The sequence below is a fragment of the Arthrobacter sp. NPDC056727 genome, assembly GCF_042790555.1.
Classification (GTDB): domain Bacteria; phylum Actinomycetota; class Actinomycetes; order Actinomycetales; family Micrococcaceae; genus Arthrobacter.
On record NZ_JBHTZA010000003.1, the window covers coordinates 73035 to 95270 of the forward strand.

Consider the following 22236-nt stretch of genomic DNA (forward strand, 5'->3'; position numbering starts at 1 on the left):
TCTGAAACGTGGCTGAAACGAACGGGGCTTAGTCTGGGTCCCACGCCGATCCGCAGGCCGTTGAAGGGATCCTTATGCATCTGCTGCCCCGTGAGCAGGAAAAGCTCATGATCGTGGTCGCCGCCGACCTCGCCCGCAGGCGGCAGGCGCGCGGACTCAAGCTGAACTATCCCGAAGCTGTGGCAATCATCAGCTATGAGCTGATCGAGGGTGCCCGGGACGGCCGCACCGTGGCCGAGCTGATGAGCTACGGCACCACGCTGCTCAGCCGCGACGACGTCATGGAGGGCGTGCCGGAGATGATCCACGATGTCCAGATCGAAGCCACCTTTCCCGACGGCACCAAGCTGGTCACCGTCCACAGTCCCATCCGATAGGGGAGGCCATGATTCCGGGAGAGTACGTCCTGCGTCCTGAACCGCTGGTCATCAACACTGGCCGGGAGGCGATCGACGTCGTCGTCCTTAACACCGGCGACCGGCCGGTACAGGTGGGCTCGCACTATCATTTCGCGGAGGCAAACCCGGCGCTGGAATTCGACCGAGCCGCCGCCTACGGGCGCCGCCTGGACATTCCCGCGGGAACCGCCGCGCGGTTTGAACCGGGCGACAGCAAGACTGTCCGGCTGATCCGGCTGGCCGGGAGCCGGGAGGTCCATGGCCTCAGCAACGCGGTCAACGGGCGCCTCGACGACGGCCCGGACACCACTGGCCAGGACGTTAGCGGCCGGGAGGGGGAAGACCGATGAGTTTCGAATTGTCCCGCAGGCAGTACGCGGACCTTTACGGTCCGACGACGGGCGACGCCATCCGCCTCGCGGACACCGATCTGTTCCTGGAAATCGAGAAGGACCTCACCAACTACGGTGAGGAAGTGGTGTTCGGCGGCGGCAAGGTCATCCGGGACGGCATGGGCCAGAACGGCCAGGCCACCCGGGATGAGGACGTCCCGGACACCGTCATCACCAACGTTGTGGTGCTGGACTACACAGGCATCTACAAGGCCGACGTCGCGCTGAGGGACGGCCACATCTTCAGGATCGGCAAGGCGGGCAACCCACAGATCGCCGACGGCGTGGACATCGTCATCGGCGCCAGCACGGAGATCATCGCAGGGGAACGCAAGATCCTTACCGCCGGGGGCGTGGACACGCACATCCACTTCATTTCCGCAGACCAGGTGGCCACTGCCCTCAGCAGCGGCGTGACCACCATGGTCGGCGGCGGGACGGGACCGGCCGAAGGCACCAAGGCCACCACGGTCACCCCGGGAAAGTGGCACATCCAGCGGATGCTGCAGGCCGCCGAGGGGCTTCCCGTTAACATCGGGCTGCTCGGCAAGGGGCACGCTTCCGCCGTAGAGCCGCTGGCCGAGCAGATCCGCGCGGGCGCGGTGGGCCTCAAGGTCCACGAGGACTGGGGTTCCACCACATCCTCGATCGACACCTCGCTGACGGTGGCGGACCAGTTTGACGTGCAGGTGGCCATCCACACGGACACGCTGAACGAATGCGGCTTCGTGGAGGACACCATCCGGGCCATCGGCGGGCGCGTCATCCACACCTTCCACACAGAGGGTGCCGGGGGCGGGCATGCGCCGGACATCATCAGGATCGCAGGCCTGCCGAACGTGCTTCCGGCCTCCACCAACCCCACGCTGCCCTACACCCGCAACACCATCGAAGAGCACCTGGACATGCTCATGGTGTGCCACCACCTCAATCCGGACATTCCGGAGGATGTGGCGTTCGCTGATTCCCGCATCCGCGCCGAGACCATCGCGGCCGAAGACGTCCTGCAGGATCTCGGCATCTTCGCCATCACGTCGTCTGACTCCCAGGCCATGGGACGCGTGGGCGAGGTGATTACGCGCACCTGGCAGGTGGCGGACAAGATGAAGAAGCAGCGCGGCGTCCTCAAGGACCCCGCCGGCGCCGCCCACGGGAGTGCGGACAGCGACAACTTCCGGCTGAAGCGCTACGTGGCGAAGTACACCATCAACCCGGCCATCGCCCAGGGCATGGCCGGGTCCGTCGGCTCCGTGGAGGAGGGCAAGTTCGCCGACCTGGTGCTCTGGGATCCGGCGTTTTTCGGCGTGAAGCCCGAGCTGGTCCTCAAGGGCGGCCAGATCGCCTACGCCCTGATGGGTGACGCCAACGCATCCATCCCCACGCCCCAGCCGCGAACCATGCGGCCCATGTTCGCCACCTGCGGCAGGGCGCTGCAGAAGTCGTCCATCACCTTCCTGTCCCAGGCAGCCATCGACGCGGGCGTACCGGAGGAACTGGGCCTGGAGAAGGTCATCCGGGCCGTTTCCGGCATCCGCACCCTGACCAAGGCGGACCTGAAGTACAACGACGCCACGCCCGACATCCAGGTGGACCCGGAAACCTACGCGGTGGCCGTTGACGGCGAAGAGGTCACCTGCGAACCGTCGGATGTGCTGCCCATGGCGCAGCGGTACTTCCTCTTCTAGGAGCCCCACGTGATTATCGAAAAGATCCTCGGCAACCTGCATGACCAGCCTGCGGACTCCTACTTCGGGCTGCACCGGGAGAAGGTGGTGCTGCCCAGCGCCCAGCTGGTCAAGCGCATCCAGCGCGTCACCACCGACCACGGCAACGAAATCGGCATCAGGCTTCCTGCCGGATCGCCGGACCTCCGCGACGGCGACGTGCTGCACCTGGCCGAAACCAACCTGATCGTCATTTCCGTGCTGCCCACCGACGTCCTGGTCATCGCACCCCGGACCATCCACGAGATGGGCGTCGTGGCGCATTCCCTCGGTAACCGGCACCTGCAGGCGCAGTTCTTCGATGCGTCCTCCGAGTATGGCGCCGAGGTCATGGTGTGCCAGTACGACCACACCGTCGAGGACTACCTCAAACACGTCGGAGTGCCCTACGACCGCCAGGAACGCGTCATGCCAGTGCCTTTCCGCCATGCCGAACACAGCCACTAACTCCTATCAGCTGGCACTGCAGCAGCTCACTGACTCCGCGCTTCCTACCGGGGCTTTTGCGCACTCGCTGGGGTTCGAGACCTACATCGAGCGGGGGGTCGTTCGGGATGAGGAGTCATTCGGGGTGTGGCTGGAGGCGTTTCTATCCCAGCAGCTGACCTATTCGGATGCGCTCGCTATGCGGTTTTTGTATGCGGGGGTGCCTGTGGGGGAGCTCGATGGGTTGCTTACTGCGCAGCTTTTGCCGCGGCAGGTGCGGGAGGCCAGCGTCAAGATGGGCAACCGGCTGATCGACATCGGGACGGAGGTGTTCCCGTCTCCGGAGTTGGCGGAGTACCGGGAGCTGGTGAGCGGGGGCCGGGCCGCCGGCCATCAGCCGCTGGCGTTCGCCGTCGTCGCCCGTTCCCTCGGTGTCCCGCCGGCTGAGGCGATTGCCGCCCACCTTTTCGCCGCCGTCACCTCGCTGACGCAAAACGCGGTCCGTGCCATCCCGCTTGGGCAGACCGCCGGCCAGCGGGTGCTGCGGAACGCGCACGACGGCGTTGCTGCCGCGGTCGAGCGGGCCGCCCGCCTGACGCCGGACGACTTCGGGGCGGTCAGCCCCGGACTGGAGATTTCGCAGATGAGGCATGAGCGCCAGCGTGCCCGCATGTTCATGAGCTAACTGTGCTTTTTGACCTAGGAGGACAAGATGACTGAACCCATCAAGATTGGCATCGGCGGCCCCGTCGGCGCCGGAAAAACCCAGCTCGTGGAGCGGCTGACGCGGCACATGAGCGGGGAGATTTCCATGGCCGCCATCACCAACGACATCTACACAATCGAGGATGCGAAGATCCTGGCGGCCAACGGCATCCTGCCCGAGGACCGCATCATCGGCGTCGAAACCGGCGGCTGCCCGCACACCGCCATCCGCGAGGACACGTCCATGAACACGGCCGCCATCGAGGAGCTCAAGCAGCGGCACCCGGACCTGCAGGTGATCTTCGTGGAGTCCGGCGGCGACAACCTCTCCGCCACCTTCAGCCCCGAACTGGTCGACTTCTCGATCTACATCATCGACGTCGCACAGGGCGAGAAGATCCCGCGCAAGGCCGGCCAGGGCATGATCAAGTCCGACCTCTTCATCATCAACAAGACGGACCTCGCCCCGCACGTCGGCGCCGACCTCGCCATCATGGAACGGGACTCCAAGGAATTCCGCGGCGCCAAACCCTTCTGCTTCACCAACCTCAAAACGGACGAAGGCCTCGAACACGTCATCAACTGGATCCGGCGCGATGTCCTGATGCTCGACCTGGCGCAGTGAGCTCGACGGCGATGGTGCCACCGGCGGCTTCGCCTTGCGGTGTGCTTGAGCTCGTCATCAGCGAACGTGGTGGGCGTTCCATTGCGTCTCGGCAATTTCACGAAGGTGCACTTCGGGTGCTTCGGCCGCACTATCTGGATGACTCTGGACAGGTTTGCTACGTCGTCGTGAATCCGGGCGGGGCTTATTTGGGGGCTGATCTCTATGTGATGGACGTGGAGGTGGGGAACGGGGCGGACCTGCTGCTCACCACGCAGTCCGCCACGAAGATCTACCGGACTCCGGGGTCGTTTGCCGAGCAGCGGATGACCATCCGGCTGGGCGAGGGGGCCAGGCTGGAGCTGGCGCCGGACCAGGTCATCGCCTACCGGGAAGCGAGCTACCGGCAGAGCACCCACATCACGGTGCGGCCGACGTCGAGCCTGGTGATGGCCGAGGTGATCACTCCGGGATGGTCCCCGGACGGAGCCTCCTTCCGGTACGAGGAGCTGCGGCTCCGCAGCGAGATCTTCGTGGAGGCGGACGGGGGCACCCGGCTGCTCGCCCTGGACAACCTGCTGATCCGGCCGCCGCTGGACGATGTCACCGGAACGGGCTTCATGGAAGGCTACAGCCACCTCGGCTCCCTGGTGGTGGTGGACGCCCGCGTGGACCAGGCGCTCGCCGACGAACTGCACCGGCTGGCAGATGGGTTCGACGCCTACACAGGCGTCTCGCTCGGTGCCACAATGGACGGCATCACGGCACTGGTGCTGAGGTCCCTGTCCAACAGCACCGAAAAACTCAATACGCTATTGGGTGGCTGCAGCGGCCTTCTCCGCCAACGCTGGTACGGCCAGGCGCCCCTGAACCTGAGGAAGTACTGATGACTGCCTTGACCCAGTTCGCCACCATGTACCGCGAGCGTGAGCAGTTACCGCTCCGGGCGCGCCTGCTGGCCACGTTTGGCGCGGTGGGTTGCCTGCATCTTGCCGCCGTCGTGCTCCTGTTGGCCGGAGCCGCGGCGTCGGGACAGCCGCTGGCGTTCGGCCTGGTGCTCACCGCCTATCTGGCGGGCATCAAGCACAGCTACGACTGGGACCACATCGCCGCGATCGACAACTCCACCCGCAAGTTCGTGGCCCAGCGGCAGGATCCCACGAGTGTGGGATTCGCGTTCAGCCTGGGGCACAGTTCGGTGGTGATACTGGCCGGCGCCCTGGTGGTTTCGGGGGCGTCGCTGGTGGGGAGGTTCATGACCGAGGGCAGCACCGGAAACCTGGTCCTGGGGCTGATCGGCAGCGGCGTTTCCGGCCTGTTCCTGCTGGCCATGGGGATCTTCAACGGGTCGGCGTTCCTCGGTGCCGCGAGGTCCTACCGCAGGGTCCGCGGCGGCGGAACGGTGCTGCCGGCGGAACTCGAGGCCAAAGGTTTTGTGGCCCGCCTAATGGCCAGGCCGCTGTCCAAGGTGCGGCGGCCCCGGAACGTGTACGTGATCGGATTCCTGTTCGGGCTCGGTTTTGACACCGCCACCACCATAGGACTCCTGGTGATGACGACGGCGGCTTCCTTGGCAGGCGTTTCGCCCGCCTCGCTGCTGGCCCTACCGCTCGCATTCACCGCCGCCATGACCCTGTGCGACACGACGAACGGCGTTGCCATGATGCGGATGTACAGGTCGGCCATCCATGACCCCTTGCGCAAGCTCGGGTTCAACGCAGTCGTCACCGGGCTCTCGGCCCTGTCCGCGCTTTTCGTTGCCGTGATCACCCTCGGCGGCTTCTTCAATGCGGCGTTCGGGCTGAAGGACCCGCTTACCGCCTGGCTGGGCAGCATAGATCTGGGCGATGCCGGGCTGCTGCTGGTGGCTGCGTTCCTGGCGCTGTGGGGTGCGGCATCGTGGCGTGGGCGCCGAAGGGCCGCGGCCAAACAGGAAATCAGTTAACCAGCCCCGGCCACGATCCGCCTGTACAGTCCCTTCAGCCCGCCCACGGTGCCGACGACCTGGCCCAGCATGAGCCCGTCCACCACGGCCAGGCTGCACAGCTTCACGATGTCCGCGGGCACCCACAACGCCACGATGCGGCTCCGGAAGATGCTGAAGACGATGTAGGCGACCAGGATGATGATGCCAAGGACATCGAGCTTGCCCACCACGGTCCGGGCGGCGCGGTCCCACTCCAGCCGGAACATGCGGCTGGCCACCAGGCCGACGGCGATGCCTCCCGCCAGGGCTGCCAGGGCCGGCAGTACGGCCGGGGGTGCTGCCAGGAAGAGTTCAATGGCCACCACCACGAGGAGTACCACGAAGATCACCGCGTAGATCCGCATCCGCATCCGGATCTTCCTGTCGACGTGGCGCCGCAGAACATCCCGCCGTTCGTCCCGGGGGAACCGGGTGCGGAACCGGGGGTCCTGGGCAGGGTTGCCGCCGGCGTGTGCGGGCCGTCCGTCCGGGTCGCTCATGCGGCACAGTCTACGCCGGGCAGTGGCCACCTTCGCCTAGTTGCCGAGCTTCGCCCGGAGGCCCCCGATGACCACGTCAAGGCCGAAATCGAAGGCGTGCCCGCCCCTCTCCTCTGACGGCCCGGCATTGCCAAGCGCGCGCTTGAGCGTGGGGTAGCCCTCCGCGGGCGGATCCCACACCACTTCCGGCGCCGCCAGGTCCAGGGCCGCGCCGAGGGCGAAGCTGTCGATGGTGGAGATGCCCGCCACGACGTCGCGCCCTCGGAACCCTGCACTCTCCAGGGCCAGGGCGAGGTCCTCGTAGAGGCCGATGACCGCCGGGTCCGTGATGGACTGCAGTACCAGCAGCGGGGCCAGCCGGGGGTGGCGGGCGAAGGCATCCCGGTATGCGCGGATCAGGATGCGCAGCGCGGCTTCCCAGTCGCCATGGTCCACGGGTGGATACGGCTCCTCGGTGATGATCCGGTGGCGCAGCAGCTCCAGGATCTGGTCCCGGCCGCTGACGTGGTTGTAGATGGAGGACTGGCTCACGCCGATCTTTTTCGCCAGCTTTGGAAAGCTGAAGTCGCCGCTCTCATCGACCAGCTCCAGCGCGGCCGTCGTCAGAGCCTCCACGGATATCAGCGGGAGGAGCGGGCGCCCCATGGAATCTCCTGTCTGCAGCATCGGAACATCGGAACCCAGCCTAGTCTGCGGCACCTGAGGCAGCCGCTTTAAGAAAACTGTTGTGCTCCGCGCCACACGCCCTCATACTAAAACGAAAGCCTTTCGTTTTGGTCGGGCTTCCCCAGAAAGGACGGACCAGTGCCGGAAATCCAAACCAGACCTCCGGCGTCGTCTGCGGACGGCGCCCTCAAGCGCAATGCCCTGGGCACGGGCGGCATTGCCTTCCTCGTCATTTCGGCGGCAGCGCCGCTGACCGTCATGGCGGGCGTTGCCCCGGTGGCCATCAACGTCGGCGGCATCGGCGCCCCGGCGGGCTACCTCCTGGCAGGCCTTGTGCTCACCCTCTTCGCCGTCGGCTTCATGGCCATGACCCGGCACGTGAAGGCGGCCGGCGGTTTTTACACCTACATTTCACTGGCGATGGGCAAGACCGTGGGGCTTGCCTCTGCCATCCTGGCGATCGTCTCCTACAACTGCCTCCAGATCGGCGTCTACGGACTCTTCGCCGTCCAGACCCATGACATGCTCAAGGTGGTCTTCGGGCTCGAGGTGCCCTGGCCGGCGATAGCCCTGGCCGCCGTCGCAGCCGTGTGGTTCCTTGGCTACCGGGGCATCGACGTCGGCGCCAAAGTGCTTGGCGTCCTCCTCGTGGCCGAAACTGGAATCCTCGCCCTGATGGGGGTGGGCATCCTCGGCAGCGGCGGAGCGCACGGAATCAGCGTGGACTCCTTCAGCCCGGAGAACGCGTTCGGACCGGGCGTCCTGGCCATCCTCGGCATCTGCTTCGCCGCCTTCATGGGCTTTGAATCCACCGTGCTGTACCGCTCGGAGGCCCGCGACCCGGACAGGTCGGTGCCCCGCGCCACCTATATCGCCGTCGGTTTCATGTCCGTGTTCTACGCCTTCATCGTCTGGGCCGTGGTGCAGGCCTACGGCGAAGACCGTGCCGTGCAGGCCGCCGGGGAACTGGCCGGCGGAATGTTCTTCCAGACCATCAACCACTATGTGGGGCCCTGGGCCGAGGTGGCGATGTACCTCCTGATCGTCACCAGCGTCTATGCCTCACAGCTGGCCTTCCACAACGCGATCAACCGCTACGTCTACATGCTGGCGCGCGACGGCGTGCTGCCGCCCTTCCTGGGGCAGACCCACCCGAAGTTCAAGTCGCCGCACCGGGCGGGCCAGCTGCAGACCCTCCTGGCCGCCGTGGTCATCACTATCTGCGCCGTCCTCAACGCCGATCCCTACCAGCAGCTGCTGATCTGGGTGAACACCCCGGGGATCTTCGGCATCGTCGGGCTGCAGGGCCTGGTGTCGGTGGCGGCATTCCTCTACCTTCGCCGGAACCCCGACGCCGCGACGCACCGGCTGATGGTCCCGCTCAGCCTGGCGTCGGCCATCCTGCTCTTCGGCGTGGTGCTGCTGATCGGGTTCAACATCGAACTGCTCACCTTTGCCGACGCGCTGACCAACACCGTGCTCATCCTGGTGACCCCCCTCGTCTTTATCGCCGGACTCCTGGCCGCCCGCTGGGTTCGCCGCCACCGGCCGGAAACCTTCGCCCAGATTGGAAGCTTCGAAACCCATGAATCCTGATGTGATCATCCTCGCCGGCACCATCCACACGATGAACGGCCGGCCAGCCTGGAGCCCTGCGCCGCAGGCAGTGGCGGTGCAGGACGGCATGATCGCCGCCGTCGGAACCCGTGCGGACGCGGCGGGATGGCCGGCCGCGGAGGTCATCGACTTCGGCGACGCCGTGCTGGCCCCCGGCCTGGTGGACTGCCACATGCATCCTGTGCTTGGGCTGGAACTGACCCGTGGCTGTGACCTGTCCGGCGCCGCGGACCTCGCCGCGGTGCGCGCGCTTTTGCGGGCCGAGGCGGCAGCAACCGCGCCCGGTGAGTGGGTGCGCGGCTGGGGACTGGACCCCAACGCCTTCGGATCCGCTGCCGGCCACCGCGATCTGATTGACGACGCCGTCTCCGGACGGCCGTGCCTCATCCGCCTGTTCGACGGCCATTCCGCGCTGGCCAGTTCCCGCGCGCTGGAGATCGCCGGGGTCACCGGGCCGCGCTCCTTCGACCAGGCCGCCGAGGTGGTCTGTGACGGGAGCGGCAGGCCCACGGGGCTCCTGCTGGAGGCGGCCGCCGTCGAGCTCGTTGCCGGGGTGATGCCCGCAGAGTCCTTCAACGAACGGAAGGCGCGCCTGGCGGAACTGCTCACGCAGTTTTCACAGTCCGGCCTGACGGGGGCGCACGTGATGGACTGCGGTGGCGATTCGCTGGAGCTATACCGGGCGCTCGAAGACGAGACCGACGGCGGGCTGCCGCTCCGCCTGCGGATCTCGCCGTGGTGCATGCCCGGCAGCAGCGAGAAGGAGTGGCACGGGCTGGCCGGGCAGATCGGCGCCGGCGGCCGGCGCTGGCAGGTGGCCGGCATCAAGCTGTTCGTCGACGGAACGGTGGACAACGGCACGGCCTGGCTGTTTGAGCCCGACGCCTACGGCGAGTCGGTGGCGCCGTTCTGGCCCCGGCCCGAGCAATACGCCGAGGCCGTACGGTACTTCGCCGGGCACGGCATTCCCACGGCCACGCACGCCATCGGCGACGCAGGGGTGGCCGCTGTCCTGGAGGCCTTCGAGTCCCTGCCGCCGGGCGCCCCGGCGGCCGTGCACCGGATCGAACACCTGGAGACCATTCCGGACGGGCTGATCGGAAGGTTCTCCCGGTCCGGCCTCATCGCCAGCATGCAGCCCACCCACTGCACGCATTACTCCCGCGCCGACCATTCGGACAACTGGTCCGTCCGGCTCGGCACGGAAAGGGCGAACAACGCCTGGCGGTGCGCGGACCTCCGCGCTGCGGGAACCACGCTGGGACTCGGCTCGGACTGGCCGATCGCCCCGTTCGAGCCCCTGCCCATCCTGGCGGACGCGCAATTACGACGGCGGTCGGGGCGCCCGGATGAACCCCCGATCGTTCCCGGCCAGGCCCTCAGTGCCCTGCAGGCGCTGGAAGGCTACACCTCGCACGCTGCGAGGGCCGCGGGGGAGGAAGAGGTGTCCGGCTCCATCACGGTGGGTAAGCGCGCGGACTTCACCGTCTTCGACGTCGACCCTCTGGCCGTTGCTCCTGATGACCTTGCCAGGGCCAGGGTGCTGGCGACTTTCGTCGACGGGCAGGCGCAGCACTCAGCGGTGCAGCACTCGGCGGTTGGGGCCCGCGGTCAGCGGCTGGCCTAGGCTGCAGCTTTCCTAGGACGGGATGGGCTCCAGCCGCTTGCGCAGGAGGCAGAACTCGTTGCCCTCAGGGTCGGCCAGGACGTGCCACTGTTCGTCGCCGGTCTGCCCGACGTCGGCGGGCCGGGCGCCGAGCGCCAGCAGCCGCTCCAGCTCGGCGTCCTGGTCCCGGTCGACGGGGTTGACGTCGATGTGCAGGGGGAGCCTTCCAGTCCGCGGGTTGCTGCTGGGGCTGAGGATGATGGTGGGCTGCAGCCCGCCGAACCCGGCGCCCGGCGGGCCGATCTCGATGTAACCGTCTTCCCGGTCCAGCTCGACGTAGCCGAGGACCTCGCTCCAGAACCGCGCCAGCAGTTCGGGGTCGGCACAATTAAGGACTAGTTCGCTGATACGGCATGCCATGGGCCTCAGTGTACGGCGGGCACCGCCATCTGGCCGGGCATACTGTCCTCAGGCAGGTCCGCCAGGAGCTCGGCCGCCGTGGGCGGATTGGCTCCGGGACGGCGCACGGTGATCGCGGCGGCCTTCGAGGCGGTGCGTCCCAAGGTTTCCAGCACGGCCGGCGCCAGGCCGTCGGTTCCCCGCGCAAGCAGTCCGTAGATCAGCGCCGCCATGTAGGAATCGCCGGCGCCGATGGTGTCGGCCACAGCGGACCGGACGGCCGGGACCACCAGCTGCAGCTCCGGAGTAGCCAGCAGTGATCCCTCAGAACCGCGGGTGACCACCGCGAGCCCCGCCCCCAGCCCCAGGATCCGTGCTGCGGTGTCCTCGAGATGCAGGTCCGGGTACAGCCACCTGGCGTCCTCGTCGCTCAGCTTGACCACGTCGGTGAGCGGGACCAGGTCTTCGAAGATGGTCCGGGCCTCAGCCTGGCTGCCGAGGAGTGCGGGGCGGATGTTGGGATCGTAGGTGACCACGCACTCGCGGTGTGCCTGCTCCAAGAGGGTCCTGACTGCTGCCGCCCCCGGAGCCAGGAAGGTCGCGATCGAACCGGTGTGGAGGACCTTGGGAAGGGATACCGGGGCCACCGGCGGCAATTCCCAGTGGATGTCGAAGTCGTAGGTTGCGGAGCCGTCTGCGCCCAGCGTCGCGGTGGCGCTGGCCGTCCGTCCCGGTGTCCTGGAGCCAGGGAGCAGCGCGACGCCGGCGCGCTGCAGGTGCGCTTCGATGGCCCGCCCGCGGTCGTCGTCGCCGATGGAGGTGAGAAGCGCGGTCCGGATGCCGAGCAGGCCCAGGCCGTAGGCAACGTTTGCCGGCGATCCGCCCGGGTGCTCAACGGCACCCTCCGCAGAGGCGACGACGTCCACCAGCGCTTCACCGATGACGATGACTTCCGGCGTTGCTGCGCGGGTTGCCGAGTCAGCAGTTCCTGCGTTGGCGGTTCCGGGGTTGGAGGTTGGGATCACGGTGGGCCTTTCATGGAGCTGTCCGCGGGCCGGCTGCGGCCCGCGGACGGGGGTTGGTGCTGGGCTTTCGGGTGCTGCTTTGGTGGCGCTGGGTTCAGGCTGTGGCAGCGCCCGTCATGATCGCCACGGCGTCGGTCATGCTGTGCGACTGTGGCGTGATGGTGGCCGCGCACTTCCCGAGCCGCTGGATGTGGATGCGGTCCGCCACGTCGAAGACATGCGGCATGTTGTGGCTGATCAGGATGACCGGCAGGCCCCTGTCCCGGAGGTCCCGGACCAACTGCAGGACCTGGTTCGATTCCCGGACGCCGAGTGCCGCCGTCGGCTCATCGAGGACAACCACCTTGGAACCGAACGCCGCGGCACGGGCCACGGCCACCGCCTGGCGCTGGCCGCCGGACAGGTTTTCCACCGGGACCGTGACGTCCTGCAGGGTGGAAATGCCCAGCCGGGTCAGTTCCTCCTTGGCCTTGCGGCGCATGCCCTTGGTGTCCAGGACGCGGAAGAGCTTGCCCAGCGGGCCGGCCAGCCGTTCTTCACGGCCGAGAAACAGGTTGGAGGCGACGTCCAGCGCGGGTGATACCGCGAGGTTCTGGTAGACGGTTTCGATGCCGTGGGCGCGGGCGTCCTGCGGCCGCTTGAAGTGCACTGTCTGCCCGGACACCTTCAGCTCGCCTGAGTCTGGCACCTCGGCGCCGGTGAGGCACTTGATGAGGGTGGACTTGCCTGCGCCGTTGTCGCCGATGACCGCCAGCACTTCGCCCGGGTAGAGGTCCAGGCTGACGCCGTCGAGGCCGACGACGCGTCCGAAGGTTTTGACGAGGTTCCTGGCCTGCAGGATCGGCTGCCGAACCGCCGTGCCGGACGGCTGGGTTTCAGTGGCGGTCATGATTTCACCTTTCGGATCCACTGGTCGATGGACACAGCGAGGATGATGAGGACGCCCACGGCGAGGGTCTGGTACAGCACGTCGAGTCCCGCCAGCGAGAGGCCGTTGCGGAACACCCCGACGATCAGCGCCCCGAGAAGGGATCCCCAGACGGAGCCGCGGCCGCCGAAGAGGCTGGTGCCGCCAATCACGACGGCGGTGATGGAGTCGAGGTTGAGGTCCACGCCGGCGTTGGGGCTGGCCGCGTTGGTGCGGCCGATCTGGAGCCAGGCGCCGATGGCCAGCACGGCCCCGGCAGCCAGGTAGACGCTCATGAGGACGCGGTTGACGGGAATGCCGGCCAGGCGCGCAGCTTCCTTGTCATCCCCGACGGCGTAGACGTGCCGGCCCCACGCTGTCTTGCCCAGGATGAAGGCAACAGCGCCGTAGAGCAGGAGCATCATGATCACGCCGGTGGAGATGCGGACCGGGCCCAGCGGGAACGTGCTTCCGGTCCAGGTGAGCAGGCCCGGCATGTTGGACCCTCGGACGGTGGAACCGCCGGAGTACAGCAGGGTGACGGCGATGAAGATGTTCAGGGTTCCGAGGGTGACGATGAACGGCGGAAGCTTGAACCGGGTGACGAGGAAACCGTTGAGGGCGCCCGCCCCCAGGCCCACTACCAGGCCGGTCAGCAGGGCGAGCGGGCCGGGAAGGCCGCCGCCCACCGCCAGCTGCGCCACCACCATGGACGAGAGGATCATGACGGCGCCCACGGAGAGGTCGATTCCCGCGGTGAGGATGATGAGGGTTTGCGCGATCGCCAGCGTTCCCACCACCGAGACCTGCTGGGTGATCAGGGAGAGGTTTTCGAACCGCAGGAACCGGTCGTTGAGTAGCCCGAAGATCACCACCGCCACGAGCAGCACGATGGCGGGACTGAGTGCAGGGTACCGGTGCAGGACGTTGCGGATGCGGCTGAGTGGTGTCTGGCGGTCGAGGAATTCCTCGGCAAGGTCGGCATGGCCGGTGGCGGGCGGGCCTGCTGTCTGTTGCTGGGTCATGTTCGCTCCTGTCATGTCCGGTTACTTGCCCCAGCAGATCTGGGAAGCTTCCGACGTCGTGATGCTCTTGACGCCGTCGGCAGCCTTGTCCGTCACGAGCTCCACGCCGGTGTTGAAGAAGTCCAGGCCCTCGGAGTTGGACGGCTTCTGGCCGGTCTTGGCGAGGTCGACGATGGCCTTGACGCCGAGCTCGGCCATCTTGACCGGGTACTGCTGGGCGGTGGCGCCGATGATGCCGGACTTGACATTGTTGACGCCGGTGCAGCCTCCGTCCACCGAGACCACCAGGACGTCCTTTTCCTTGCCGGCCGACTTCAGGGCCTCGAAAGCACCGGCGGCTGCCGGCTCGTTGATGGTGTAGACGACGTTGATGTTCGGGTTCTTGGCGAGCAGGGTCTCCATCGCGGTGCGTCCGCCGTCCTCGGCACCCTGCGATGCCTGGCTGCCGACGATCTCGTAGTCGCCGCCCTTGCCGCCCGTGTACTTGCCGGTCTTGGCCTCGTCGCCGTTCTTCTTCTTGTCCGCGGTGTCGATGCCAAGCCCGGCGAGGAAGCCCTGGTCGCGGTTGTAGTCCACCGAGACCACCTTGTCGTCGAACAGGTCCACGAGGGCGATAGTGGCCTTCTTGCCGCCCAGCTGGGCGGCCGTCCACTTGCCGATCAGCTCGCCGGCGGCGAAGTTGTCTGTGGCGAAGGTGATGTCCGCAGCGTCTGCGGGGTCCGGCGGGGTGTCCAGCGCGATGACGAACAGGCCTGCGTCCTTGGCCTTCTTCAGCGCGTCGACCACGGACGGGCCGTTGGGCGTGATCAGGATGCCTTTGTCGCCCTTGGAAATAGCGTTTTCGATGGCCTGGATCTGGGTGTCCTCATCGCCGTCGGCCTTTCCGGCCGCGAGCTTGAGGTCGACGCCGTCCGCCTCCGCCGCCTTCTTGGCTCCGTCCTGCATGGAAACGAAGAAGGGGTTGGACGTGGTCTTCACGATCAGCGAGACGCCGACCTTTTCGGACGAGGAGCCGCCGGTGGTGGTGGCGGTGGAACTTCCGCCGCAGGCGGTGAGGCTGAGCGTGCCGAGAGTAAGGACTGCGCCGATGGCGAGCAGGCGGTGGGTGACTGTCCGCGGGGCTGTGGAACTCAACATTGAATCTCCTCCGGGTTGTGGCATCTGAGCATGCCTGACAACGATGTCAGGCATCATGTAATCAATGTCACAGGGTAGAGTCAAGGCAAATGCAATGATGAAGGGCGGATTGATGACAACGATGTCTAATCGTTACCAGGCCGAGGGGGCCAAGAGCCGCCCCACCATGCGCCACGTCGCGGCGTTGGCAGGCGTCGGGATCAAGACTGTGTCCCGCGTAATGAACGATGAGCCTGGCGTCTCGGAAGCCACCCGGCAGCGTGTCCTTGGCGCCTCGCAGCAGCTGAACTACCAGCTGGACATGGCGGCGGGCAGCCTGCGGCGCGCCGGCCGCCAGACGCTTTCCATCGGGCTACTGCTGCCGAGTGTCGCCAACCCGTTCAGCAGCGAGATACACCGCGCCATGGAGGACGCCCTCGCGGCCCGGGGAATCGCGGTCTTCGCCGCCAGCCTCGACGACGACGCCGAGCGGGAGAAAGCCCTGGTGACTGCCTTCCTGGGCAGGCGCGTGGACGGGCTGGTGCTCACGCCCATCGCCAAGAGCCAGGCGTACGTCATTCCGGAACATTCCCGGGACCTGCCGATCGTGTTCATCGACCGCGAACCGGTGGGCATCGAGGCTGACGCCGTGGTGACGGACAACGCCGTCGGCGCCGCCAGGGCGGCGGCCCACCTGATCGCGCACGGCCACACGCGGATCGCATATATGGGTGACCGCGCCGATATCCAGACGGCCCGCGAACGGCGCCGCGGGTTCGTCGAGGAACTTGGCCGGGCGGGGATACCCACGTCCGCGGTTCCGGTCCGCGAAGGGCTCCACGACGAGGAGTCAGCGCGCCTGGCCACCCTGGAGCTGCTCAGGGCCGAAGACCCGCCCACGGCCATCTTCTCGAGCCAGAACCTGGTGACGTTCGGTGTCATGCGGGCCTTGAAGGAGCTGGGCCTGAACAAGCGCGTTGCCCTCGTTGGCTTCGACGACTTCACCCTCGCGGACATGATGGAACCGGGCGTCACCGTGATTGCGCAGCACCCCGAGCGGATCGGAAAACTGGCTGCCGAACGCCTGCTGGCCCGGATCGACGGCGACCAGAGTGCCCCGGAGACCTATGTGGTTCCTTCCGAGCTCATTGTCCGCGGGTCCGGCGAAATCCGGCCGACTGAATAAGCCCCTGCTACCAAACCCACCCCGACAGGAGAATCATGACCAAGACGCTCTACGCCGAATTCACCGTCAAGCCCGGCAGCGAGGCCCGGGTTGCCGAAATGATGCGCGAACTCACCGAACAGGTTCGCAGCGAGCCGGGCAATCAGCTCTTCCTGCCGTACACCCGGGAAAGCAACCCCCGGGAGTATTTCGTGTTCGAGGTGTACCAGGACGCCGCAGCCTTCCAGGAACACATCACCGCCGACTACGGCGCCCGGTTCAACGGGGAACTCGTGGACCACATCGAGGAGGACGGCTCGGTGCTGACCTGGCTGCAGCCGGTCCACTGAACCGGCTGCAGCCTGCACTCTTACTTCCCGTTCCTGTCCTGCCGCTTGGCTGCCTGGAACATGGACTGGCTGAGCGGGGTGACCGACAGCGACTTCAGCCGGGCGGTGCCGCCTTCGGCAAAGAGCGCCACCCGGTTGGCGTCCTGCTGGAACGGGGCCGGTTCGGGGAAGACCTGGTCCGTGATGGTCCGCAGACCGTTCTGGGCGAACACCTCCACCGAGGACCGGTCCACATAGATCCGCAGCGTCACGTTGCCGCTGGCGTCCACGGACACGGGGGCGGAGTCAACCGAGACGAAGAGCGGATGGAAGTCCGTCATGCCGGAGTTGCTCCTGTCCACGTATAGTTCCCCGGCTGCCTTGTCGTAGCCGATGACCGTCGACTTGCTGCCGTTCCCCAGCACGGTGATCCCCGCCTTGGACGCTGATCCGGGGGAGAAGGTCACATCGATCCGCTGCACGTCGCCCGCGGCTGCGGCCGGCAGCGCGTGCGTGCCGGCCGGAATGCTGCGGGCCCGCTTTTCGGCGTAGCTTTCCTTTGTGCCGAGGCCATCCACCTGTTGGACGGCCTTCTGCGTCAGCCGCGGACCGCTGGCCGTCTGCGTCAGGGCCACCTCACGGGGCAGCGACATGGCGCTGCGCCAGGGCGAGGTGGGAATGTTGTTGGCGTAGTCCCAGTTGTTCATCCAGCCCAGCATGATGCGCATGTTCGAGGGCATGTTGTTGAAGGACACGGACGCGTAGTAGTCCCGGCCGTAGTCCAGCCAGTCGTAGGTCTGGACCCGAGGCGTGGCCGGCCGCGGCGAGGCGGTGAACTCATCCGCCAGGATGTGGCCCCAGCCGAAGCGGTTGTTGTCCACCACGCGGATGCTCGCCTGCCGCCCCCGGAACTCGGAAACGTTCCACGACGCCCAGTCCAGCACTTCGCTGTTGGCGCCGGTGACAGTCCTGACCACCCTGCCGTCCACCACCAGGTTGACCGTGGTCTCATCGGAACGCGGCACGGCGGCCTGGTCGGTCAGCATGACATGGTCCAGGGTGAGGTGTCCCCAGCCGCCGGTGGCCTGGTCCACGATCCGCAGCTGCGCCTGCTGCCCCGCGAATTCGGACACGTCCCAGCCCTTCCAGTTCAGGGCGCCGGCGTCGTCCCCGGCGAGGCTGCGCACCACGTTGCCATTCACCAGCAGCTGGACTTCCAGCGTCTGGCCGGAGCCTGCTGCGCGGTGTCCGCCGCCCACCAGCATGCTCATGAAGTTCCGGGTTACCGTGAACGACGGCGACGTCAGGGTTCCCTGCCTGTCGTCACCGGGTGCGCCGCCCGTCTCAAACGTGTTGATCCGTTTGGCGCCGATATAGAAGTCGCCGCCGGAGGTTGCCGGTTGGAACAGGGGTTCCAGATCCCCGGTCCCTGTCCACCCGGCGTCGGCCAGCGTGGAGCCGTCCGGGACCTCAAAGCCGTTGAACAGCAGGTCCCCCGGCGGCGGGGTGTTGTCCAGCTTCTCCGAGACCCGCGGGTGCTGGCCGCCGCCCACCAGGAAGTTCAGGTAATCGCTGTCCACCGTAAACTCCGGCGAGTCCATGGACCCCACCGGCCAGTCGCCGTCGTTGAATGAGTTGACCAGGCCCGCGCCGACGAAGCCGGAGACACCATTCTGCCCCTCGAGGGTGCCGGCCGCGGGAGCGCCGGCGAACGGCCCGTCCTTCGGGTTGCCGGGTTCGTTGCTGACCGTCCAGCCGTTGTATGTGCCATCGTTGAAGCCCGCCAGAGAAGTGCCCGCGGGCAGCGCGCCGGCTGGCTTCGTGGTCTCCGACGTGAAGCTGGTGCCGTCGAAATTGCCCACGAAGTACTGCCCTGCCGAGCCGCCGGCCACACCTCCGGGGTTGATGTTGACCACCATCACCCACTTGACGTTCGCGGGGTCGCCGTCGACGGCCAGCGGGAACAGGTCGGGGCACTCCCAGAGGCCGCCCGTGGCGTTCGCCGGGCCGAACTCGCTGAGCTGCGTCCAGTCTTTGAGGTTGCCGGACTTGTACAGCACCACCTTGTGCTCCGTGGCCTCGACGGCGGCCATCACCCAGTAGCCGCCTCCGCCGGGGGAGTCGTACCAAAACACCTTCGGGTCGCGGAAGTTCGCCGAGTTGCGGTTGAGCACAGGGTTGCCGCTGTACTTGGTCCAGGTCTTGCCCTCGTCCACGCTGTAGGCGAGGGACTGCGCCTGCAGCCCTTTGTACGGCGAGGCGTCCTTGTAGGCGCTGGTGAAGACCGCCACCATGGGCGGGTTCTCGGCCGTGCCCAGGCCTGAGGTGTTGTTCTTGTCCACCACGACGCTGCCGGAGAAGATGTCCTGCTGGTCGTCGGTGGCGATCGCCAGAGGTTGCTCCTTCCAGTGAACCAGGTCCGTTGACGTGGCGTGTCCCCAGGACATGTTGCCCCACTGGTTGCCGGACGGATTGTGCTGGAAATAGAGGTGGTAGACGCCCTTGTAGAAGACCATCCCGTTGGGATCATTCATCCAGTTCTGCTGCGGCGTGAAATGGTAGGCCGGCCGGAACTGCTCGTTGCTGGTAAGGTCCGCCGCCGTTGCGGTACCTGCTCCGCCAAGTACCGCAGCAAGGCTGAGACCGGCCACTGTCAGTGCGGTACATAGCTGTAGTCTGCCGAATTTTCTCTGGTGCATTGTGCTGGTGTCGCCCTTCATCGCGCGTGCCTTCTGCCCGTGACTGAAACTCGCGGGCGGGTAGACAACGTTGTCAGTGAGTGGAACGCTAGGGGATGTCCACAGGACAAGTCAACGGATTTTCCGCCGTTCCAGTGGGCCTCGTTGGTGGGCCTCGTTCCGGCCGGCTATGGCCGTCTGGAATCAAGAGACACCGTTGTCAAACCCGCGTCGGCGGGGTTCGCCCGGAGCGCCGTTGTTAGGGTGGAAACATGAAACGCAGCCTCCTCGCCATGTCCTTGCTCCCCGCCGTTGTACTGCTGGCGGGCTGCGCCCAGGCGGAGGAGGCAGCCAAGAACGCGGCGAGCTCGGCGGTGTCCCAGGCCGCCAACGCGGCGGCCGAGCAGGTGAAGGGCCAGATCTGCAAAGTGATCGAGGACGGCCTGGTGAGCGCCTCGGACAAGGCCGCGCTCGCGGGCCTTGTGTCCGGCGCCGAGACGGCAGGAGTTCCGGCTGAAATCACCGGCCCACTGAAGGCGATCGCGCAGTCCGGCGACCAGGTTCCCAGCGACTCGGTCCGTGAGCTGCAGAAGGCCTGCGCTGCCGCCTGAGTCGCTGTGGGCTGAGTCCGGGAACCAGCGCAGCCTGCAATAATCGGAACCAGCAGTTGCGGGGGGCGCTGAAAGCGGCCGGCCGCGACGGGCAGCAGCGTAGTTTCGGGCCGATGACAGCAGACGAGGCGGACATATGAAGGCTCCCAGCCAGCAGCACGCGATTTCCCCTGAGGCACGTTCCCCCAAGAGTTCTTCCTCCAAAACGACGCCCGCCGACGGGGCATCGGCGGCCGGCACCGCCGTCAATCCCGAACTGCTGCGCTGGCTGGCTGAGGCGTACGGCGTGGGCACCACCTACCAGGGGTGGGACGGGAATCCGCATGAGGTCGCGGCCGGTACCCTGGTCCGCGTCCTGGCCGCGCTGGGGGTCAACGCCCACACTGACCAGCTCATCGAGCACGAGCTGGCCGAGGCGGAACTGGCGCCCTGGCGCCGGATGCTGCCGCCCGCCGTCGTGCTTCAGGAGGGGACACCGGGGCAGGTGTTCGTCCATGTCCCGCACGGTTCACCCGTCCGTGTCTGGGCCGTCACCGAGGACGGGCGGCGGCTGGACGCGGTCCAGGATGACGAATGGGTGGAGCCCCGGGAGGTTGACGGCGTCCTGACGGGCCGCGCCACATTTGCCGTGCCCCAGAACACCGGCCTGGGCTGGCACACCCTGCACGCGGAGGCGGCAGGAGTTTCTGCCGAGTCCACGCTGGTGGTGACCCCCGCCCGGCTGGCCACCGCTGCCGGCCTGGAACAGCGCAGGGGCTGGGGGCTGGCGACGCAGCTGTACTCCGTCCGTTCCAAACGCTCCTGGGGCGTGGGCGACTTTGCCGACCTCGCCGAACTGGCGGCGGTTGCCGGCGCACGCGGGGCCGACTACGTGCTGGTGAATCCCCTGCACGCGGCCGATCCCGTGCCGCCGCTGGAACCGTCACCCTATTCGCCGTCGACCCGCCGGTTCTTCAACCCGCTGTACCTCCGGATCGAAGCCATCCCCGAGCTGGCCTACCTGAAGCCGAAGAAGCAGTCCGTTGTCCACAGCCTCATGAAGCAGGCGCGGAAGCTGAACAAGGACGCCACGCGGCTTGACCGGGACAAGGTCTATTCGGCCAAGCTGGCAGCCCTCGAGCTGGTCTTTGGGGTCCGCCGTTCGCCGTCGCGGCAGCTGGCGTTCGAGGAGTACTGCCGCAGGGCCGGCGCCGGCCTGGACGACTTTGCCCTCTGGTGCGCCGTCCGCGAGGACCTCGACGCCGATGACCCGTTTTGGACCGACCCGTCGGCCGCGCTCGGCTCGCCTTTCGCGGAGAAGCTGAGGGGCGAGCTGGCAGAGCGGATCGAGTTCCACCGCTGGCTGCAGTGGCTCTGCGACGAGCAGCTCGAATCCGCCCAGCAGGCCTCCCTCAAGGCCGGCATGCGCCTGGGTGTGGTCAACGACCTCGCCGTCGGCGCGGACCTCCAGAGCTCCGACGCCTGGACGCTGCGCAGCGTTCTCGCGCCCGGCGTCAGTGTCGGTGCGCCGCCGGACATGTACAACCAGCTGGGACAGGACTGGCACCAGCCGCCGTGGCACCCCACCCGCCTGGCCGAGGCCGGCTACAAGCCGTTCCGGGAGATGCTCGCCACGGTGCTCCGGCACTCGGGCGGCATCCGGGTGGACCACATCCTCGGCTTCTTCCGGCTCTGGTGGGTGCCCGAAGGAAACTCGCCGGCGGACGGCGCCTACGTCCGGTTCGACCACGACGCCATGATCGGCATCCTCGCCCTGGAGGCGCACCGTGCCGGGGCCGTGGTGATCGGCGAGGACCTTGGCACCTTTGAGCCGTGGGTCCGGGATTACCTCGCAGCGCGGGGCATCCTGGGCACCTCGATCCTGTGGTTCGAGAACGACGGCGACGCGCCGCTGCCGCCCGAACAGTACCGGCTGCAGGCGCTCTCCAGCGTCAACACCCACGACCTCCCGCCCACGGCCGGTTACCTTGCCGGGGACCACGTGACGCTGCGCAACGAGCTGGGGCTGCTGCAGCGCTCGGCCGAGGACGAGCGCCTGGAGCACAACGCCAAGCTGGAGAAAATGATGGACCTGCTCAGGCAGCGGGGCCTGCTGCCCGCCGGCGACGCCGGCAGCGAACAGGACCGGATCGAGGCGCTGCACCGCCTGCTCGCACAGACTCCGTCGGTCCTTCTCGGCGTGGCGCTCGTGGACGCGGTCGGCGAACGCCGCGTGCAGAACCAGCCCGGGACCACCTCGGCCCAGTACCCCAACTGGCAGGTGCCGCTGGCCAATTCGGACGGTGACCCCGTGCTGATCGACGCCCTGGCGGAAGACGACAGGTTCAACTCCCTGCTCGCGGCGGTCGAGGAGGCCATGCAGCAGTGATGCCCCGTT

Annotated in this window: 22 protein-coding genes; 14 read left to right on the forward strand and 8 right to left on the reverse strand. The window is 67.2% G+C overall.

All coding sequences use genetic code 11. The features are described from left to right. Positions 1-74 precede the first annotated feature (74 nt). From ACFRAH_RS03720 to ACFRAH_RS03755, 8 genes are read left to right on the forward strand one after another with little or no spacing between them, the layout of a single operon-like run. Positions 75-377 (forward strand): urease subunit gamma, encoded by a 303-nt coding sequence (locus ACFRAH_RS03720; RefSeq protein WP_377989575.1) that lies wholly within the window; start codon positions 75-77, stop codon positions 375-377. Between the two features lie 8 nt (positions 378-385). Then, a complete protein-coding gene (locus ACFRAH_RS03725; protein ID WP_377989576.1) occupies positions 386-748 on the forward strand; it encodes an urease subunit beta in 363 nt (120 codons plus the stop codon). After that, complete coding sequence (ureC, locus tag ACFRAH_RS03730; protein ID WP_377989577.1) at positions 745-2475, forward strand: urease subunit alpha; 1731 nt, start codon at positions 745-747, stop codon at positions 2473-2475. Before ACFRAH_RS03725 ends, ureC begins: the two co-directional genes overlap by 4 nt. Positions 2476-2484: 9 nt before the next feature. Beyond that, positions 2485-2961, forward strand: a complete 477-nt coding sequence (gene ureE / locus ACFRAH_RS03735) for an urease accessory protein UreE (RefSeq protein WP_377989578.1) — start codon at positions 2485-2487, stop codon at positions 2959-2961. Beyond that, positions 2942-3625, forward strand: coding sequence for an urease accessory protein UreF (locus ACFRAH_RS03740; RefSeq protein ID WP_377989579.1), 684 nt, complete (start codon positions 2942-2944; stop codon positions 3623-3625). The genes ureE and ACFRAH_RS03740 overlap by 20 nt, the downstream gene beginning before the upstream one ends. Before the next feature lie 27 nt (positions 3626-3652). Beyond that, complete coding sequence (gene ureG, locus ACFRAH_RS03745) at positions 3653-4270, forward strand: urease accessory protein UreG (protein WP_377989580.1); 618 nt, start codon at positions 3653-3655, stop codon at positions 4268-4270. Between the two features lie 11 nt (positions 4271-4281). Beyond that, positions 4282-5136: an urease accessory protein UreD gene (locus ACFRAH_RS03750; protein WP_377989804.1), complete on the forward strand. Its 855-nt coding sequence runs from the start codon at positions 4282-4284 to the stop codon at positions 5134-5136. Then, complete coding sequence (locus ACFRAH_RS03755) at positions 5136-6194, forward strand: HoxN/HupN/NixA family nickel/cobalt transporter (protein ID WP_377989581.1); 1059 nt, start codon at positions 5136-5138, stop codon at positions 6192-6194. Before ACFRAH_RS03750 ends, ACFRAH_RS03755 begins: the two co-directional genes overlap by 1 nt. On the opposite strand, the gene ACFRAH_RS03760 is transcribed toward ACFRAH_RS03755, so the two are convergent. Both ACFRAH_RS03760 and ACFRAH_RS03765 read right to left on the reverse strand, forming a co-directional pair. Beyond that, positions 6191-6715 carry a hypothetical protein gene (locus ACFRAH_RS03760; RefSeq protein ID WP_377989582.1) on the reverse strand — a complete coding sequence of 175 codons (525 nt, stop codon included), beginning with the start codon at positions 6713-6715 and terminating at the stop codon, positions 6191-6193. The genes ACFRAH_RS03755 and ACFRAH_RS03760 overlap by 4 nt on opposite strands. Positions 6716-6751: 36 nt before the next feature. Then, positions 6752-7360 carry a TetR/AcrR family transcriptional regulator gene (locus tag ACFRAH_RS03765; protein WP_377989583.1) on the reverse strand — a complete coding sequence of 203 codons (609 nt, stop codon included), beginning with the start codon at positions 7358-7360 and terminating at the stop codon, positions 6752-6754. A gap of 159 nt (positions 7361-7519) precedes the next feature. Between ACFRAH_RS03765 and ACFRAH_RS03770 the strand changes: the two genes are divergently transcribed. After that, on the forward strand, positions 7520-8977 hold the full coding sequence (locus tag ACFRAH_RS03770) for an APC family permease (protein WP_377989584.1): 1458 nt from the start codon (positions 7520-7522) through the stop codon (positions 8975-8977). Further along, positions 8967-10625 carry an amidohydrolase gene (locus tag ACFRAH_RS03775; RefSeq protein ID WP_377989585.1) on the forward strand — a complete coding sequence of 553 codons (1659 nt, stop codon included), beginning with the start codon at positions 8967-8969 and terminating at the stop codon, positions 10623-10625. Before ACFRAH_RS03770 ends, ACFRAH_RS03775 begins: the two co-directional genes overlap by 11 nt. A gap of 12 nt (positions 10626-10637) precedes the next feature. Here ACFRAH_RS03775 and ACFRAH_RS03780 read toward each other — a convergent pair whose 3' ends face one another. From ACFRAH_RS03780 to ACFRAH_RS03800, 5 genes are all read right to left on the reverse strand, one after another. Then, positions 10638-11024, reverse strand: a complete 387-nt coding sequence (locus ACFRAH_RS03780) for a VOC family protein (RefSeq protein ID WP_377989586.1) — start codon at positions 11022-11024, stop codon at positions 10638-10640. Positions 11025-11029: 5 nt separating this feature from the next. Next, positions 11030-12028 carry a carbohydrate kinase gene (locus ACFRAH_RS03785; protein WP_377989587.1) on the reverse strand — a complete coding sequence of 333 codons (999 nt, stop codon included), beginning with the start codon at positions 12026-12028 and terminating at the stop codon, positions 11030-11032. Between the two features lie 94 nt (positions 12029-12122). Then, a complete protein-coding gene (locus ACFRAH_RS03790) occupies positions 12123-12917 on the reverse strand; it encodes an ATP-binding cassette domain-containing protein (RefSeq protein ID WP_377989588.1) in 795 nt (264 codons plus the stop codon). Continuing rightward, a complete protein-coding gene (locus tag ACFRAH_RS03795; protein ID WP_377989589.1) occupies positions 12914-13960 on the reverse strand; it encodes an ABC transporter permease in 1047 nt (348 codons plus the stop codon). The genes ACFRAH_RS03790 and ACFRAH_RS03795 overlap by 4 nt, the downstream gene beginning before the upstream one ends. 21 nt (positions 13961-13981) lie before the next feature. Continuing rightward, positions 13982-15097, reverse strand: coding sequence for a substrate-binding domain-containing protein (locus tag ACFRAH_RS03800; protein ID WP_377989590.1), 1116 nt, complete (start codon positions 15095-15097; stop codon positions 13982-13984). Between the two features lie 166 nt (positions 15098-15263). Here ACFRAH_RS03800 and ACFRAH_RS03805 point away from each other — a divergent pair, with 166 nt between their 5' ends. Together ACFRAH_RS03805 and ACFRAH_RS03810 are read left to right on the forward strand one after the other, a co-directional pair. Beyond that, the gene (locus tag ACFRAH_RS03805; protein ID WP_377989805.1) at positions 15264-16262 is read left to right on the forward strand and encodes a LacI family DNA-binding transcriptional regulator; all 999 of its coding nucleotides are present in this window, start codon (positions 15264-15266) and stop codon (positions 16260-16262) included. Positions 16263-16297: 35 nt separating this feature from the next. Beyond that, positions 16298-16591: a putative quinol monooxygenase gene (locus ACFRAH_RS03810; RefSeq protein WP_377989591.1), complete on the forward strand. Its 294-nt coding sequence runs from the start codon at positions 16298-16300 to the stop codon at positions 16589-16591. A 20-nt stretch (positions 16592-16611) separates the two neighbouring features. On the opposite strand, the gene ACFRAH_RS03815 is transcribed toward ACFRAH_RS03810, so the two are convergent. Next, the gene (locus ACFRAH_RS03815) at positions 16612-19269 is read right to left on the reverse strand and encodes a GH32 C-terminal domain-containing protein (protein ID WP_377989592.1); all 2658 of its coding nucleotides are present in this window, start codon (positions 19267-19269) and stop codon (positions 16612-16614) included. Between the two features lie 251 nt (positions 19270-19520). On the opposite strand from ACFRAH_RS03815, the gene ACFRAH_RS03820 reads away from it, so the two are divergent. Together ACFRAH_RS03820 and malQ are read left to right on the forward strand one after the other, a co-directional pair. Continuing rightward, positions 19521-19859 (forward strand): hypothetical protein, encoded by a 339-nt coding sequence (locus ACFRAH_RS03820; RefSeq protein ID WP_377989593.1) that lies wholly within the window; start codon positions 19521-19523, stop codon positions 19857-19859. 136 nt (positions 19860-19995) lie between these two features. Continuing rightward, on the forward strand, positions 19996-22227 hold the full coding sequence (gene malQ / locus ACFRAH_RS03825; protein WP_377989594.1) for a 4-alpha-glucanotransferase: 2232 nt from the start codon (positions 19996-19998) through the stop codon (positions 22225-22227). Positions 22228-22236: the final 9 nt, after the last annotated feature.